Source organism: Mucilaginibacter daejeonensis (assembly GCF_020783335.1).
In the GTDB taxonomy this organism is placed as follows: domain Bacteria; phylum Bacteroidota; class Bacteroidia; order Sphingobacteriales; family Sphingobacteriaceae; genus Mucilaginibacter; species Mucilaginibacter daejeonensis.
Genome location: NZ_CP086068.1, coordinates 1567127 through 1582650 on the forward strand (window position 1 = coordinate 1567127; position 15524 = coordinate 1582650).

11 protein-coding genes are annotated in these 15524 nt (G+C 48.0%); 8 read left to right on the top strand and 3 right to left on the bottom strand.

What is annotated here, in order from left to right:
• Positions 1–57: 57 nt before the first annotated feature.
• Entirely contained in the window at positions 58–2229 is a 2172-nt protein-coding gene (locus LLH06_RS06780) for a glutamine synthetase III family protein (RefSeq protein ID WP_228172508.1), read from the bottom strand.
• 400 nt (positions 2230–2629) lie between these two features.
• Between LLH06_RS06780 and LLH06_RS06785 the strand changes: the two genes are divergently transcribed.
• The 6 genes from LLH06_RS06785 to LLH06_RS06810 all read left to right on the top strand — a co-directional run bounded on the left by LLH06_RS06785 (position 2630) and on the right by LLH06_RS06810 (position 11841).
• Positions 2630–3973, top strand: coding sequence for an ammonium transporter (locus tag LLH06_RS06785; RefSeq protein WP_228172509.1), 1344 nt, complete (start codon positions 2630–2632; stop codon positions 3971–3973).
• A 422-nt stretch (positions 3974–4395) separates the two neighbouring features.
• Positions 4396–5445, top strand: a complete 1050-nt coding sequence (locus LLH06_RS06790; protein ID WP_228172510.1) for a porin — start codon at positions 4396–4398, stop codon at positions 5443–5445.
• Positions 5446–5497: 52 nt separating this feature from the next.
• Entirely contained in the window at positions 5498–6076 is a 579-nt protein-coding gene (locus LLH06_RS06795) for a DUF4468 domain-containing protein (protein ID WP_228172511.1), read from the top strand.
• 223 nt (positions 6077–6299) lie between these two features.
• Positions 6300–7142, top strand: a complete 843-nt coding sequence (locus LLH06_RS06800; RefSeq protein WP_228172512.1) for an energy transducer TonB — start codon at positions 6300–6302, stop codon at positions 7140–7142.
• A 119-nt stretch (positions 7143–7261) separates the two neighbouring features.
• Entirely contained in the window at positions 7262–9940 is a 2679-nt protein-coding gene (locus LLH06_RS06805) for a valine--tRNA ligase (RefSeq protein ID WP_228172513.1), read from the top strand.
• Between the two features lie 68 nt (positions 9941–10008).
• Positions 10009–11841, top strand: a complete 1833-nt coding sequence (locus LLH06_RS06810) for an ATP-binding protein (protein WP_228172514.1) — start codon at positions 10009–10011, stop codon at positions 11839–11841.
• On the opposite strand, the gene LLH06_RS06815 is transcribed toward LLH06_RS06810, so the two are convergent.
• Positions 11826–12293: a type I restriction enzyme HsdR N-terminal domain-containing protein gene (locus LLH06_RS06815; RefSeq protein ID WP_228172515.1), complete on the bottom strand. Its 468-nt coding sequence runs from the start codon at positions 12291–12293 to the stop codon at positions 11826–11828. The two genes, LLH06_RS06810 and LLH06_RS06815, sit on opposite strands and share 16 nt — an antisense overlap.
• Positions 12294–12359: 66 nt before the next feature.
• On the opposite strand from LLH06_RS06815, the gene holA reads away from it, so the two are divergent.
• Positions 12360–13382, top strand: a complete 1023-nt coding sequence (gene holA / locus LLH06_RS06820) for a DNA polymerase III subunit delta (RefSeq protein WP_228172516.1) — start codon at positions 12360–12362, stop codon at positions 13380–13382.
• A 13-nt stretch (positions 13383–13395) separates the two neighbouring features.
• Here holA and LLH06_RS06825 read toward each other — a convergent pair whose 3' ends face one another.
• Complete coding sequence (locus tag LLH06_RS06825) at positions 13396–13587, bottom strand: hypothetical protein (protein ID WP_228172517.1); 192 nt, start codon at positions 13585–13587, stop codon at positions 13396–13398.
• Between the two features lie 184 nt (positions 13588–13771).
• Here LLH06_RS06825 and LLH06_RS06830 point away from each other — a divergent pair, with 184 nt between their 5' ends.
• A complete protein-coding gene (locus tag LLH06_RS06830) occupies positions 13772–15514 on the top strand; it encodes a PAS domain-containing sensor histidine kinase (protein WP_228172518.1) in 1743 nt (580 codons plus the stop codon).
• Positions 15515–15524: the final 10 nt, after the last annotated feature.

Consider the following 15524-nt stretch of genomic DNA (forward strand, 5'->3'; position numbering starts at 1 on the left):
TAAATATATAAAGCTTACTTAATAAAAAGCCCCCGCTTTTGGCGAGGGCTTGAATGCTTATTTAATGAACAGGAGTTCTCTGAATTTGGGCAGCGGCCATAAAGAGTCGTCCACCAGTTGCTCCAGTTTGTCAACATGATAGCGGATGCCATCAAAGTAAGGCTTTACCTTTTCGTCGTACGCGATAGCCTTTTCACGAGTATCGTCGATGGCGTTGGCTTTCTTGCGCTCTTCAACCATCTCCTCGGTATTGGTCTTGATGAAGTTGATGTGATCAGCGATCCGTTTGATGATGTCTACCTGAGCACTGTAGGTCGATTCGTCAAGCCCGATCTCTTTCAAGCCCCGTACGTTCTCTACCAGTTTGCTTTGGTAAGTGATACCTGCCGGGATGATCACGCTGTTCACCAGTTCGCCCATTACGCGGGCCTCGATCTGTAGTTTTTTGTAAAAGTCGTCGAGCAGGATCTCGTGGCGGGCATGTGCCTCTCTGCGGCTGAACACACCGGTGGTCTCAAATACGTTCTGAGCCTTTTCGGTGATCAGGGCGTCAAGCGCTTTAGGTGTGGTCTTTATATTAGGCAGGTCGCGCTCGGCGGCCAGTTTCTCCCACTCTTCGCTATAACCGTTGCCTTCAAAGCGAATAGCTTTCGATTCTTTGATATAACGCTTGATGATGGTAAGCAGGGCAACGTCCTTTTTCTCACCTTTTTTCAGCAGCTTATCTACATCTACCTTGAACTTTTTGAGCTGATCGGCAACGATCAGGTTCAGGATGGTCATCGGGTTGGCCGAGTTGGCCGATGAACCTACAGCACGCAGCTCGAACTTATTACCGGTGAAGGCAAAAGGAGAGGTGCGGTTACGGTCGGTATTGTCCTGTAGGATCTGCGGGATCTTCGGGATACCTTGCCACAGCAGCGCTTCTACCTTGGCTTTTTTGCTGATACGCGAGGTCTCGATCTCGTCGAGCACATCGCTTAGCTGGCTGCCCAGGAAGATAGAGATAATGGCAGGTGGAGCTTCGTTAGCACCTAGGCGGTGATCGTTGTTCACGGAGGCTATCGATGCACGCAAGATGTCAGCATGCTCATATACCGCCTTGATGGTGTTTACAAAGAAGGTCAGGAACATCAGGTTGCTCTTGGGCGTTTTACCCGGCGATAATAAGTTCTTACCGGTATTGGTCACCATGCTCCAGTTGTTGTGCTTACCTGACCCGTTCACGCCGGCGTAAGGCTTTTCGTGCAGCAACACTTTAAAGTTATGGCGCTTGCCCACGCGGTCCATAATATCGGTCAATAACTGGTTATGGTCAATGGCCAGGTTGATCTCTTCAAATATAGGGGCGCACTCAAATTGAGATGGTGCTACCTCATTATGGCGGGTCTTCACAGGGATGCCCAGTTGCAATGCTTCGTTCTCAAAATCCTGCATAAAGGCGTACACCCGGGTAGGGATCGATCCAAAATAGTGATCTTCCAACTGCTGGTTCTTGGCCGACATATGGCCGAACAGAGTACGGCCGGTCAAATACAGGTCGGGGCGGGCGTTGAACAGTGCCAGATCCACCAAAAAGTATTCCTGCTCTATACCTAATGAGGCATGTACCTTTTCAATGCTCTTGTCAAAGTACTGGCAAATGTCTACCGCGGCCTTATCGAGTGCATGCAATGCCTTTAATAAAGGAGCTTTATAGTCGAGGGCCTCTCCGGTATATGATACGAACACGGTAGGAATACATAAGGTGCGACCCATGATGAACGCCGGTGATGACGGATCCCAGGCAGTGTAGCCGCGGGCCTCGAAAGTATTACGGATGCCGCCACTCGGGAAGCTCGATGCATCGGGCTCTTGCTGGGCCAGTGCGTTGCCACTGAATTTTTCCATGGCGCCATCGGCGGTCATTTCAAAAAAGGCGTCATGTTTTTCGGCAGTGGTACCGGTAAGCGGCTGGAACCAGTGAGTATAATGGGTAGCATCTTTGCTGATGGCCCATGCTTTCATGGCCGAGGCTACCTGGTCGGCCACCTCACGCTCGATCGGTACACCTTGTTCTATCGACTCGATGATGCTTTCGTAAGCTTCAGTCGATAGATATTGTTTCATTTTCTTTTTATCGAACACATTTGCGCCAAAAAAGTCAGAGATCTTGGGCGACGGTGGCTTTATTTCAGGAATTGTACGGCTGAGTACCGTTTGTAGAGCATTAAAGCGAATGTTTGACATACTTTTTATAGAATATTTGATCGGATCGTGGGTTCAAGTACCGGCAAAGATAGGCTTATACCTTATTATATATAGAACTATGCAGTGTAAATTTACGATCGATGCCTCTGTAAGTGTCTCCAGCGCTCCTAAAAGCGCATAATTGTGGGAGCCGTCAATAAAATATGCTAATTATTTGGCAATTGCTGCTAATAGAATATACATATCAGAACTGTGCTAAACTTTGGAGAAATAAAATTAGGGTAGATGATAAGCTGAGATATAAAATTGTGCGAAATGCATGTTTTGCAGAATTTTATTAAAATTGTTTGAGGTTTTTTGATTTTTTAATGCTAATTTTAGAAAAACTAATTGAAATAATCACTTAATGATCAAAATCTAACCCAAAAGACACAAAACAATGGAAAATTCGTTCAAAAGGTTCCTGCCATTTCTCATTTTGCTCGCGATAGCCGTCGCGGCCATCTTTGTCCCGGCACTGCCCGACTTTGCAGATGCTACCAAGTATAACGGTGCGGATATCGCATGGGTTATAGTGGCAGCTGCTTTGGTGTTCTTAATGACCCCAGGCCTCGCGTTCTTTTATGGTGGTATGGTTACCCGTAAGAACGTACTTTCTACCATGATCAAAAGCGTTGTAGCAGCTGGTGTTGTTACCGTATTATGGATCGTTGTAGGTTACAGCCTTTGCTTTGGTGATTCGATCGGTGGATTCATCGGCGACCCAAGAACTCACCTGTTCTTTAAAGGCGTGAACTCAAGCGGTCCATGGGATCTGGCACCAACTATCCCACGTTCATTGTTCTCGGTATTCCAACTGATGTTCGCGATCATTACCCCAGGTCTGGTGGTAGGTGCCATTGCCGAGCGTATCCGTTTTACATCTTACATCCTGTTCACTGTACTGTTCAGCCTGTTGGTATATTGCCCATTGGCACACTGGAGCTGGCATCCGAAAGGCTTTTTGGCCGTAATGGGTGTTTGGGATTTCGCCGGTGGTACCGTTGTACACATCTCGGCCGGTTGCGCTGCTTTGGCTGGTGCATTGGTTTTAAAACGTCGTAAAGCTCATATCGAAGGCTTGAGCGTTCCTCCAGCTAACATACCTTATGTATTGATCGGTACCGGTCTGCTTTGGTTCGGTTGGTTCGGTTTCAATGCCGGTTCGGCTTTAGGTGCAAATGCCCTGGCAGTATCAGCTTTCCTGACAACTAACACCGCTGCTGGCGCTGCTGGCCTGTCATGGATGTTCTTTGACGTGGTTCGTGGTAAAAAGCCTTCAGTATTAGGTTTCTGTATAGGTGCGGTGGTAGGCTTAGTAGCTATCACTCCGGGTGCAGGTTTTGTGGCCATCCCACAAAGTATCTTCATCGGCTTCATCGCGGCTATCATCTCTAACCTGGTAGCTCACTGGAAAACCACTACCAGCCTTGACGATACACTTGACGTGTTCCCTTGCCATGGTGTAGGTGGTGTGGTAGGTATGATCCTTACCGGTGTGTTTGCCACCAAGACCGTTAATAGCGCAGGCCCTAACGGTTTACTTTACGGTGATCCGGGCTTTTTCTTCACTCAGTTGAAAGCCTTACTGATCGTGGTTCCGTTCAGCTTCATCGTTTCATTCCTGATCTTTAAACTGGTCAACCTGATCGAACCACTTCGCGTAACTGCCGAAGAAGAAGAAGTTGGTTTGGATTACAGCCAGCACGACGAGCGTTACACTTCACAACGCTTAACTGTATAATAATTGATAAGAGCACTGCGCGCCTCACTATACGCGCGGTGCTCTTATTTCAAAGTTCCCTGCCGAACATTTTTACTGCTTACAAGTTCTCCGAGAGGCTGTTGCCTGCACCGGATAGCCATAGCTACGTTCGGTCGTTATTAAACAGAAGCTCCTTAAAAGCGCTGAACAACAACAACGCGCTGGTAGGCCCTCTGTTGCGTGTTATGATGTTAACGCCGATGTCAATGCAATTAACTGCTGCTTGTTCATAAGGTCTTAACAGCGATCCTCCGTACCAAAGTATTCATGTCCTGATCCGTGCCGGCAAAAAGCAAAATTTTACCGGATGGCCAAAGGTATGCCCTTTAAGGAATGATGATCTTGGCACGTAAAAACCTAAAAATCAAACTAATAGATCAATTATCACACACAACACTCTCATGAAAAAGAAATTTTTACTCGCAGGCGCATTCGTGTTAGCTACGTTAGCATCAAAGGCGCAACAAGACACCTCCAGGACGGCCGACCCGGGCCTTACTTTTTTTGGCTCGGTGGATACTTACTACAAGCTTGACCTACAGAACCGTAAAGCGTCCAACATTGGTACCAGCTTTGCCAGTGATCCAAATTCGGTATCGATCGGTATGGTAGATCTGGGTGTTAAAAAGAAATATCAGCGTGCCTTGTTCGTGGGTGAATTGTCGTTCGGTCCGCGGGGTCAGTACCAATCGATCCCTAATGGCGAGGACGGCAACAGCTTCCACATCCAGAACCTGTACGTAGGCTATGATCTGACCGATCAGTTGAACGTTACGGCCGGTTACATGTCAACCTTTGTGGGTTACGAGGTGATATCGCCTGTGGGCAACTTCAACTACTCTACATCATACCTGTTCACTAACGGTCCGTTCCAGAACGCGGGTTTGAAACTGACCTATGTCTTTAGCGATAAAGTAAGCCTGATGGCCGGTATCTTTAACGATACCTGGAACGTTTACCGTTCGGTGAGCGATGTTTCTACCTTTGGCGCACAGTTAATGGTGTCTCCTGTTAAAGGATGGACCGCTTATTTGAACGTATTGAGTGGCAAGCGCTCAGGTACCGAATTGGACCTGACCAGTGCTTACCAGATCACCGACGCCTTTAAATTGGGCCTGAACGCGGCCGATTTCTCGGCACCTAATGATGGTGGCGGTTTCGCAGGCGCGGCCTTGTACCCACAACTGGCCGTTTCAAAGGCGGTTACCCTGGGCTTACGCGGCGAGTTCTTCAAGAACAAAAGCAAGACCGGTGGTGCGTTCTCGAACATTAACCCGGGCGATAATGTTAAGGCCTTCACTTTTACGGCCAACGTAAAGGCAGGTGGTTTGACCTTTATCCCTGAGGTTAGGTTAGATAACGCCAGCAAGGCCTCTAACTTCCTGAAAAGTAATGGTGCAGTTACCAAGACCGCTTCACAATTCGTGTTAGCGGCAGTGTATGCATTTTAATAATTACTGAGCTATATTTACAGGCCGCTGCACTTGCGCAGCGGCCTTTTTTATGATGAAACGTCAAATATTGTTATTCGCCACCTTGTTATGGGCAGCCATAGGCATGGCCCAAACCGATGATCGTTTGGTGATCAGCGAGCAGAACAAGTACACCTATATGCAGGTACGCCCGCTGAAGCAAGACATCGACCTGCCTAAACTGGCCAAAGAGCTTAAAAAGAACGCCGTTGGGGTAAAGACCGCAGTGGCGGGCGCCAATGGGATCACCGGTACGGGGCAGATCCTGATCTACAAAAAAGGACTGATCACCGCCCAGGAGCAGGCATCCATCACTTACGACCTGAGTGTTGATGTGAAGGAGGGCAAGTACCGTTTGCTGCTAACAAATATGGTGTATACCCCATACCAGCGTAACCGTTACGGCGTGTTCGCGCCTGTGGATGGCGCAGGCACTGATCTGGAAAAAATGAAAGCCAAACTTGCGGTGAAACCTTTTAACGAATTGTTGAGTACGGTGACCACTTATGGCGCCAAATTAGAGCGGACGGTGAACGAAGAGGTGAACAATGCGCCTGCGCAAAAAGCTAAGGCCGATACCTTGAAGCGGGTGAATACCCGTGACTGGTAGTCGAAATGTTAAATAATGTTAAAATACTGAAATTCAGTGTTTTGTAATTATAAATTTATCAAAAGAATGCTTCAAATAAAGCACTAATTTGCAGCATTCTTCGCTTATAAATGCGATCATTGATGTTATAACGCATAAACTCCTATCAAAGTTGGAATTGTGATAGTACGCGAAATATATAGGTGGTGTTAGTGTTATATTAGAAAATATAATTCTAATCACCATGCTCAACTCAAAATTTGACCTTTACAAGAACGAGTGGCTCGATCTTGTATTCACCGACAGGAACAAAAGTTACGGCGCCTACGATCTCCGGGCTCATTACGGAGATAACATGATGAAGGCCCTGGCCATCACGCTTACCGGTTTTACGATCGCCGCCATCTCGCTCACTATTGCCTTCAGGCATGATATCGTGCCTGCTGATTGTCCTCCAATTTTAAACAAGGTAGATGTGGAATTACCTAAAACGCCTCCAAAATTTGAAGAGATCAAAGAAGCTAAACTGAATACCAAGAAGGTCGATCTTCCTAAAACATCAACAGTTAAGCAAACCAACGTGTCAACCACAAAGTTCGTTGTACCAAAAATTACCAGCGAAGAGGTGAAGACGGACTTTAAGATGCCGGATCCTGATCCGCAGATAGCCTCAGTGGACAATAAAGGTGATGCTTCAAAACCATCGACCACGATATTTGACGGTGGCACACCTGGCAAAACGGATGTTGGCGTTAAAGGTGAAGACAATGGTGAAAGTACCAAGATATTTGATGGTGTGGAAGTAATGCCCGAGCCGGTCGGTGGTGCTGCTGCCTGGAGCAAATTTTTGCAACGTAACCTGCGTTACCCTGATACCGAGGTAGAGGGCCGCGTGATCTTGAGTTTTGTAGTAGAGAAGGACGGTCACCTGACCGATATACAAGTGGTCAAAGGCGTACTGGCAGAATTGGACCGCGAAGCTTTGCGCGTGCTCAAACTGGCCCCGGCCTGGAAGCCAGGCAAGCAGAATGGTCAGCCGGTGCGTGTTAAGTACACCATCCCGATCGTGTTCATGCTCAACCAATAACGTGTGCTGATCATAATATAGCAAAAAGGCATCCCCAAAAGGATGCCTTTTTGCATGTAAGGCGTACTTGCTGCCTGATCTGGCCACTTAATTACGCCAAAATATTATTTTTGTGAACTATGAGTATTTCGAAGACCTACCAGTTCAGTGAAGTTGAAGATAAATGGTACAGCTATTGGCTACAGCATAAATTTTTCCGTTCGGTGCCTGATGAGCGCGAACCCTATACGATCGTGATCCCTCCGCCCAATGTGACCGGTGTGCTGCACATGGGCCACATGCTAAATAACACTATACAGGACGTGCTGATCCGCCGTGCACGTATGCGCGGCAAGAACGCCTGCTGGGTACCCGGCACCGATCATGCCAGTATAGCTACCGAGGCCAAGGTGGTGGCCATGCTTAAAGAGCGTGGTATAGCCAAGGCTGATCTTACCCGCGAGGAGTTCTTGAAATACGCCTGGGAGTGGAAAGAGAAATACGGCGGTATCATCCTTGATCAATTGAAAAAACTGGGCGCCTCTTGCGATTGGGACCGTACCCGTTTCACCATGGAGGATGATATGTCTGAAGCGGTGATCGATACCTTTATCCATCTGGCCAAAAAAGGCCTGATCTACCGCGGCGTGCGCATGGTGAACTGGGACCCTAAAGGCCTCACCGCCGTGTCAGACGAGGAGGTGATCCGCAAAGAGGTGAACCAGAAGCTTTATTACATTCGCTACATGATCGCGGGCGGTGAGTTGCCGGTAGAGGAAGCTCAGGCAACTGAGAACGCGCAATCCGCAAGCTATATCACTATCGCCACCACTCGCCCGGAGACCATCATGGCCGACAGTGCGATATGTATCAACCCTAACGATGAACGTTACACACATTTGCATGGCAAAAAGGTGTACGTACCATTGATAAACCGCGAGATACCGGTGATCCTGGACGAGTACGTGACCATGGACTTTGGTACCGGCTGCTTGAAAGTTACTCCAGCGCACGATCTGAATGACTATGAGCTGGGTCAAAAACATAACCTGCCGGTGATCGACATTTTGAACGACGACGGTACCTTGAACGACAAGGCCGAGATACTGATCGGCGAGGACCGCTTTGCAGCCCGTAAAAAGATCGCCGTGATGCTGGAAGAAGCAGGTGCGTTAGATAAGGTAGAAGAATACCGTTCGCAAGTAGGTTTCTCAGAACGTACCGATGCGGTGATAGAGCCTAAACTATCGATGCAGTGGTTCTGCAAAATGGGAGAGATGGCCAAACCAGCCCTCGACTATGTGTTAAACGGTGAGGTCAAGCTCATTCCCGACAAGTTCATTAATACGTACCGCCACTGGATGGAGAACGTACGCGACTGGAACATTAGCCGCCAGTTATGGTGGGGCCAGCAGATACCGGCATGGTACCTGCCTAATGGCCAGTACGTGATCGCCAAAACGGCTGAAGAGGCATTGGAAGAAGCCAGAAAGCTTTCGACCGACAATGCTAACTTGACCACTGCCGACCTTCAGCAGGATCCGGACGTGGTTGATACCTGGTTCTCATCGTGGTTGTGGCCTATATCGGTATTCGATGGTTTTAAGGATCCTGATAATGCCGACATTAATTACTATTACCCGACCAATGATCTGGTTACCGCTCCTGAGATCCTGTTCTTCTGGGTGGCTCGTATGATCATGGCCGGCCATGAGTTCAAAGGTCAGGCACCATTCAAGAACGTGTACCTGACCGGTATCGTTCGTGATAAACTTGGCCGCAAAATGTCCAAGTCATTAGGCAACTCGCCCGACCCGATCGACCTGATCAATAAATACGGGGCCGATGGTGTGCGCGTAGGTATGCTCATGTGCTCGCCTGCCGGCAATGATCTCATGTTCGATGAAAGCTATTGCGAGCAGGGGCGCAACTTTGCTAATAAGATCTGGAATGCATTCAGGCTGGTAAAGGGCTGGGAGGTAGATGAGAACCTGGAGAACAAGAACGAGACCGCGATCACCTGGTTCAAAGCCCGTTTTGAGCAGGCCTTGTTGGAGATAGACGAACTGTTCGGCCAGTACCGCCTGTCGGAAGCGATCATGGCGATCTACAAACTGGTATGGGACGACTTTTGCGCCTGGTACCTGGAAATGGTAAAGCCGGCCTATCAGCAACCGATCGATGCGGCGAGCTTCAAAGCAACGGTAAGCTTTTTTGAGGACATCCTGAAAGTACTCCATCCATTCATGCCGTTCATTACTGAGGAGTTATGGCACGACGAGATATTCGGTCAGCGTGACGAGAAAGACTGCTGTATAGTGGCTCAACAACCCGTCGGTTCACAACCTGAAGGAGTGTTGGTAAATACTTTCGAGAACGTTAAACAAGTTGTGGCAGAAATTCGTAATATTCGCAGCAGCAAGCAGTTATCGCCTAAAGAGAGCCTTGACCTTTACATCAAAAGCAACTCGGCGATCAGCTTCGACGCATTTTTGCCGGTACTGACCAAACTGGCCAACCTTGGAAATATAACACATACGGATAGCAACATAGCCGGAGCGGCCAGCTTCATGGTATCTACCGACGAGTTCTTTGTACCTCTGGGTAATAACATCGATGTTGACGCCGAACGCGCACGGATACAAAAAGAGATCGAGTATCTGAATGGGTTCCTTAAGTCGGTGAACGCAAAGCTGTCTAACGAGAAGTTTGTGAACAACGCCAAGCCAGAGGTCATTGCCAACGAACGCAAAAAACAGTCAGATGCTGAATCTAAGCTAAAGGCACTGGAAGAGAGCTTACAATTCTTGGCAAATTAATTGTAATTGCTTCGTTGCCTGAGCTTATGCATGCTGCATAGCTGGTAATAAACAGGACGACCGAACTAATGAGTAATAAAGCTGGTTTTTTGAACCTATCCATAGCGAATATATTGTCAGATGAGCAATCGATGCTTACTCAGGCACGTATTCGCTTGCTTTTTTACGGCCTGTGGGTGGTATTCGCCTGTGTAGGCGCGGTTTTCTTAAGTGTGCTGTATTCGCATGAAGGTGCACTGGTGGCTATGTCAGGCGGCATACTGGTCACGGTGGTTATGCTATTTAAATACCTAACCTGGAAGGGAGATTGGAAGCTGGTAGCGCACATTTTGCTGGTGATGGGCACCTTGCTGAACCTGGCCGATGCGTTCATCATCTTCCAAAAGATAGATATCATTTCTATTCAACTGGTATTACTGATCATCATATTCAGTTTCTACATGTTGGGGCAAAACTGGGGACTATTATACTCACTCGCCAACCTGTCGCCGGTGCTGATGTTCATGGTATATACTTATAACAATATTTATATCATCAACATCAGGCCGGTACATCTGGACCAGTTCACACTTATATTGTGTGTGCTGGCTAACTTCGTGGTCATGGTGTTCATACACAACCACTTTTATAACGCATTCCTGAAAAATATACTCGAGCTCAAGCGTACCAGTGAGGAGCAGACCCGCCTAAACGAAACACTGGAAGTGGCGATCGATAAGGCAGAGAAATCATCGCACGCCAAGTCGGAGTTCTTGTCGACCATGTCGCATGAGATACGTACACCGTTGAACGCGGTGATCGGGATGAGTAATCTACTTATGATGGGCAACCCGCGTAAGGATCAGGAAGAGAATCTCGAGATCCTGAAATTCTCCGCTAATAACCTGTTGGCCATCGTGAACGATGTGCTCGACTTCAACAAGATCGAGTCGGGTAAGGTGGTATTCGAGAATATACGGCTCGACCTACCTGAGCTGCTGAACAACATTTGCGGTGGGCAGATCATCAAGGCTAACGAAAAGGGCCTGGTGTTCAAGCTTAAGATAGATGATGTGCTGCGTAACAAAACGCTGATCGGTGACCCTACCCGGATCACACAGATCATTTTTAACCTGGTGAGCAACGCCATTAAGTTCACCCGCCAAGGCTTTGTGGAGGTGAAGGCAAGCTGCCAGGAGCAACGCGAAGATCAGGTGACCGTCAGGTTCTCGGTACGCGACTCAGGCATCGGTATCGAGCAGGACAATTTGAAAGCGATCTTCGAGCCTTTCACGCAAGAGTCTATCACAACCACCCGTAAATATGGTGGTACTGGCTTAGGCCTGGCTATCGTTAAGCGTTTGCTCGAATTGAAAGGAATCCAAATGCAGGTGACCAGTAAGCCGGGCCAAGGCTCTGAGTTTTGGTTCGATATGGTGCTGCCACTCATCAATGAGGTAGCCCAGGAGCCTGTTGTGGCCAAAGTAAAGGCCGTATCGGCCGAAGAGCAGGAGATGAGCGATCTGCACATCCTGGTGGCCGAAGATAATATGGTGAACACCATGTTGATGAAGAAATTTTTTTCCAAGTGGCATGTACGGTCCACCTTTGCCGAGAATGGGGAGCGCGCCGTAGAAATGATGAGCTACGGTAACTTCGATATCGTGCTTATGGACCTCCAGATGCCCGTATTGAATGGCTTTGATGCCGCCATGGAGATACGTAAGATGGCCGACCATCAAAAGGCCGCCGTGCCGATCATCGCGCTAACAGCTTCGGCCCTAACCGATATTCGTGAAAAGGTATTTAGCGCCGGTATGAACGATTATGTGGCCAAACCTTTTAAACCCGATGAGTTGAAGGAGAAGATCTTGAAACTGGTACACCACCGCAGTGCCCGCAGGCATCAGCCTGTCGAGTGATCACCGTAGGCAGGTAATTCCTGTATAAAGCGGTAGTTGCGTGCTTCCAGATCAATATCGCAATAGTAATGCTGCAGCCCGTTGCTCACGGCCAATAACCGTATCCGGTGGGTGATGTTATAACGGGCGATCTGGTCAAATACCTTTTGATCAATGGCTACTCCGGGGGCCTTACATTCCACCATCAATATCTTTTGGCCGTGCGGATCGTACACTACAATGTCGGTACGTTTAGGCATCCCGTGCAGTCGCATACCACCTTCCAGTTTGATCAGTGAACGCGGATAGTTCTTTACCCTGATCAGGTATTGCACAAAATGCTGGCGCACCCATTCCTCTGGTGTGAGCATGATCTTGCGTTTTCGTATCTCGTCAAAGATGAAAAGCTGCCCGTTCTGGTCAGTAAGTTTGAAAGGGTAGGGCGGCAGGGCCAGTGGCTGCAAGAGGTCCATTGGTGTCAAAGATCATTAATTTTGGGCACATCCTAACGCTTATTTGTAAATTGCCCATCGTAAACGATGACCGCGAACGATATCCTCAAAGACCTTAAAAGCCGTAAGTACCGCCCCTTGTACCTGTTGCACGGCGAAGAGCCTTACTTTATTGACCGTATAGCTAACTATATGGAAAGTAATATCCTGACCGATGGCGAAAGAGGCTTTAACCAGACCGTACTGTACGGCAAGGATACCGATATCATGACCATCATCAACGCGGCGAAACGCTACCCCATGATGGCCGAATACCAGGTGATCATCGTTAAAGAAGCACAAGATCTGAAATGGGGAAAAGAAGATGCCGATAAAAAAGGTATCAACCCAGTATTAAGCTATTTGGATGCTCCACTGAAAAGCACTATTCTGGTGTTCTGCTACAAGTACGGCAAGTTCGATAAACGTAAAAAGGCTTATAAGGCGATCGAAAAGAACGGGCTGGTTTTCGAATCAGCCTCGTTATATGATAACAAGGTACCGGGGTGGATCGAGAGCCATGCTTCTGAAAAGAATTACCGCATCAGCGCGCAGGCGGCGGCCATGCTGTGCGAATATCTGGGTAATGATCTGTCGAAGATCGCCAATGAACTGGATAAGTTGATGCTGAACATTCCGCAGGGGCAGGAGATAGGCTTGAAGGACATTCAGGATAACATTGGCATCAGCAAGGAATACAATGTTTTTGAGCTGCAATCGGCACTGATCCGCAAGGATGTAGTGAAAGCCAACCAGATCATCAATTACTTTGAGGCTAACCCGAAGGCCAATCCTATTGTACTCATACTGGGTAACATGCACAACTTCTTTAGCAAAGTGCTCATGTACCATTACGTACGCGATAAAACACCGCAAACACTCGCCAAAGAGTTAGGCGTCAACCCGTATTTTTTGAAGGATTATGAAATGGCATCGCGCAGTTTCGACTACTATAAAAGCATGCAGATCATTGGCTGGCTGCGCGAGTATGACCTTAAAAGCAAGGGTATGGGCTCTACCGCATCACACGGCGAGCTGTTGAAGGAACTTGTATTCAAGATCCTCCATTAAGCTCACCTGATAATTATTCGCCGGTATCGGGCTGGTAGTCCTCGTCAAAAGCCAGCTCGTCCTCATTGTACTGTTTCACCTCGCCGCTGGTCAGCTCCACCTCTACAGGCTCGCCATCTTTAAGCTGGTTGCTGTTCACTGTTCCCTTTTCGTCGGTGGCATTTATCACCACCTGATCGCCGTATTCAAATAGTCCGTTCTTCATGCTATCGTCTGTTATCTATACATCAAAAACATCAAGGCGTGGTCAATGTTTTTGAAGATAAGAGAGGTGCCTATAGCCCGGTCAAAAAAATAGCGAGTATCCTGCAAAATGGTGTTATTTGTTAACATTATTATATAATTGTTGTAACTTTCCGACATTACCCTTGGTCAATAACGTTCAACCGATGACTTTTCATTTACTGCTTGATCCAAAAGGTCGGGTCAATTTTTTTGGAGATGATCTTTTGGAATGGAGCGGTCATAACACCTCACAGCTGCGAGGTAGTTCAATAACCGAATTCCTTGATACAGGCGATGGAGCTACGGTTCAGAGGTTCTTGGATGATCGCTCGGCCAAGCTTGAGGTCCGGTCGGCAATATTATTTCCTGACCGTGACGAGCCACACTACGCCGACATTACCTTAACAAGGACGGATCAGCAAGGCGGTATGATCATGGTAAGCCTTACTATATTGGACCAACAAGCCCAAAAGTTAAAGGAGGTCAACGCTGATCTTTTTGCCGGGCAATTATCAGGTGTGATACATTTGGATGCTTCGGGCAAGGTGACCAGTATAAATAAGCAACTTACGGCCGACACTGGACATACGTTAAGCACCCTGCAACAAGGTGCCTTAACGCTGATACCGCCGAGGTACCGTTACAAAGTGTTAAAGTGCTTTGCCGAGGCCCGCACCAAAGGGCAGGCTTGTACATTCGATATGGAAGCTGTTACAGACCGTATCAAGCTGTTACATGTTAACTTGACCATTATACCGGTGCTGCTCAATGGTAGGGCCATTGAGTACTACTTGATGGTGAGCAATATCACTGAGCGGGTATCGCTACAAAAAAATCTTAAAAAGCTTTCTCTTGTTGCTGATAAGATCACTGATGGGGTGATGGTGTTGAACAGCACGTTCGAGATCGAGTTCATCAACGATGGTTTTACCCAGATCAGCGGATTCACTTTTGATGATGCCATTGGGCGCGGGCTCAACCAGGTGCTTTCGCTGGGTAACGAAGGGGCTGAACGTACCGCCGAGGCACGCGACAACCTGACCAACGGCCGCTCGATGGAGCTGGAGATGCAGTGCGAGAAAAAGGACGGCGCCGGCTATTGGAACTTGCTCAGATTAACTCCCATAATGAACGAGCAGGGCAAAATGGAAATGTGCGTGGTGATCCATACCGACATTACCGAGAAAAAGATGGCCGAATTGGAGTTGCGCCTCCTGGCCGATGACCTCTATCGGCAAAACAAGGAGCTGCACCAGTTCGCCTACATCGTATCGCACAACATGCGGTCGCCGGTGGCTAATATCGTGGGCCTGGCCAATCTGCTCGAGATATTTAAAGACGATCCCGAAACGCAGAGCCAGACGCTGGCCGAGCTCACCAAGTCGGTCAATAACCTTGACACGGTGATCAAGGACCTGAGTTACATACTCACCGTTAATAATGCCAGTAAGGATCTGCTTAAGGAGCCAGTGAACTTTCAGGACATGCTGCAACAGGTACTGATCGATCTGCAGCAGCCGATCCTGCTTAACGATGCCGAGATCACCATATCATCTAAGCCACTCATCATCCGCACCAACAGGGCATACCTGCATAGCATCTTTTACAACCTGATCAGCAACGGCATCAAATACCGATCAAGGCAAACGCCATACATTAAGATCGATCATTACCAAACCAATGAGCATACGGTGATCTACGTGGCCGATAATGGTAAGGGCATCGACCTGAATAAACACGGGCACGAAATGTTCAAGCCGTATAAGCGTTTTGATTTTAAGGTAGAGGGCAAAGGCTTGGGCCTGTTCCTGGTCAAAAGCCATATAGAGGCCCTTGGCGGACACTTGACCGTAAAGAGTGAGCTACAGAAAGGCTCCACCTTTTATGTGAAGATACCGCTCCTGTAAAGATCAGTAA

Excerpts from the sequence above, each read along its gene's own strand:
- LLH06_RS06780 (WP_228172508.1), bottom strand. The coding sequence starts at position 2,229 with ATGTCAAACATTCGCTTTAATGCTCTACAAACGGTACTCAGCCGTACA.
- LLH06_RS06785 (WP_228172509.1), top strand. The coding sequence starts at position 2,630 with ATGGAAAATTCGTTCAAAAGGTTCCTGCCATTTCTCATTTTGCTCGCG.
- LLH06_RS06790 (WP_228172510.1), top strand. The coding sequence starts at position 4,396 with ATGAAAAAGAAATTTTTACTCGCAGGCGCATTCGTGTTAGCTACGTTA.
- LLH06_RS06795 (WP_228172511.1), top strand. The coding sequence starts at position 5,498 with ATGATGAAACGTCAAATATTGTTATTCGCCACCTTGTTATGGGCAGCC.
- LLH06_RS06800 (WP_228172512.1), top strand. The coding sequence starts at position 6,300 with ATGCTCAACTCAAAATTTGACCTTTACAAGAACGAGTGGCTCGATCTT.
- LLH06_RS06805 (WP_228172513.1), top strand. The coding sequence starts at position 7,262 with ATGAGTATTTCGAAGACCTACCAGTTCAGTGAAGTTGAAGATAAATGG.
- LLH06_RS06810 (WP_228172514.1), top strand. The coding sequence starts at position 10,009 with ATGAGTAATAAAGCTGGTTTTTTGAACCTATCCATAGCGAATATATTG.
- LLH06_RS06815 (WP_228172515.1), bottom strand. The coding sequence starts at position 12,293 with ATGGACCTCTTGCAGCCACTGGCCCTGCCGCCCTACCCTTTCAAACTT.
- holA (WP_228172516.1), top strand. The coding sequence starts at position 12,360 with ATGACCGCGAACGATATCCTCAAAGACCTTAAAAGCCGTAAGTACCGC.
- LLH06_RS06825 (WP_228172517.1), bottom strand. The coding sequence starts at position 13,587 with ATGAAGAACGGACTATTTGAATACGGCGATCAGGTGGTGATAAATGCC.
- LLH06_RS06830 (WP_228172518.1), top strand. The coding sequence starts at position 13,772 with ATGACTTTTCATTTACTGCTTGATCCAAAAGGTCGGGTCAATTTTTTT.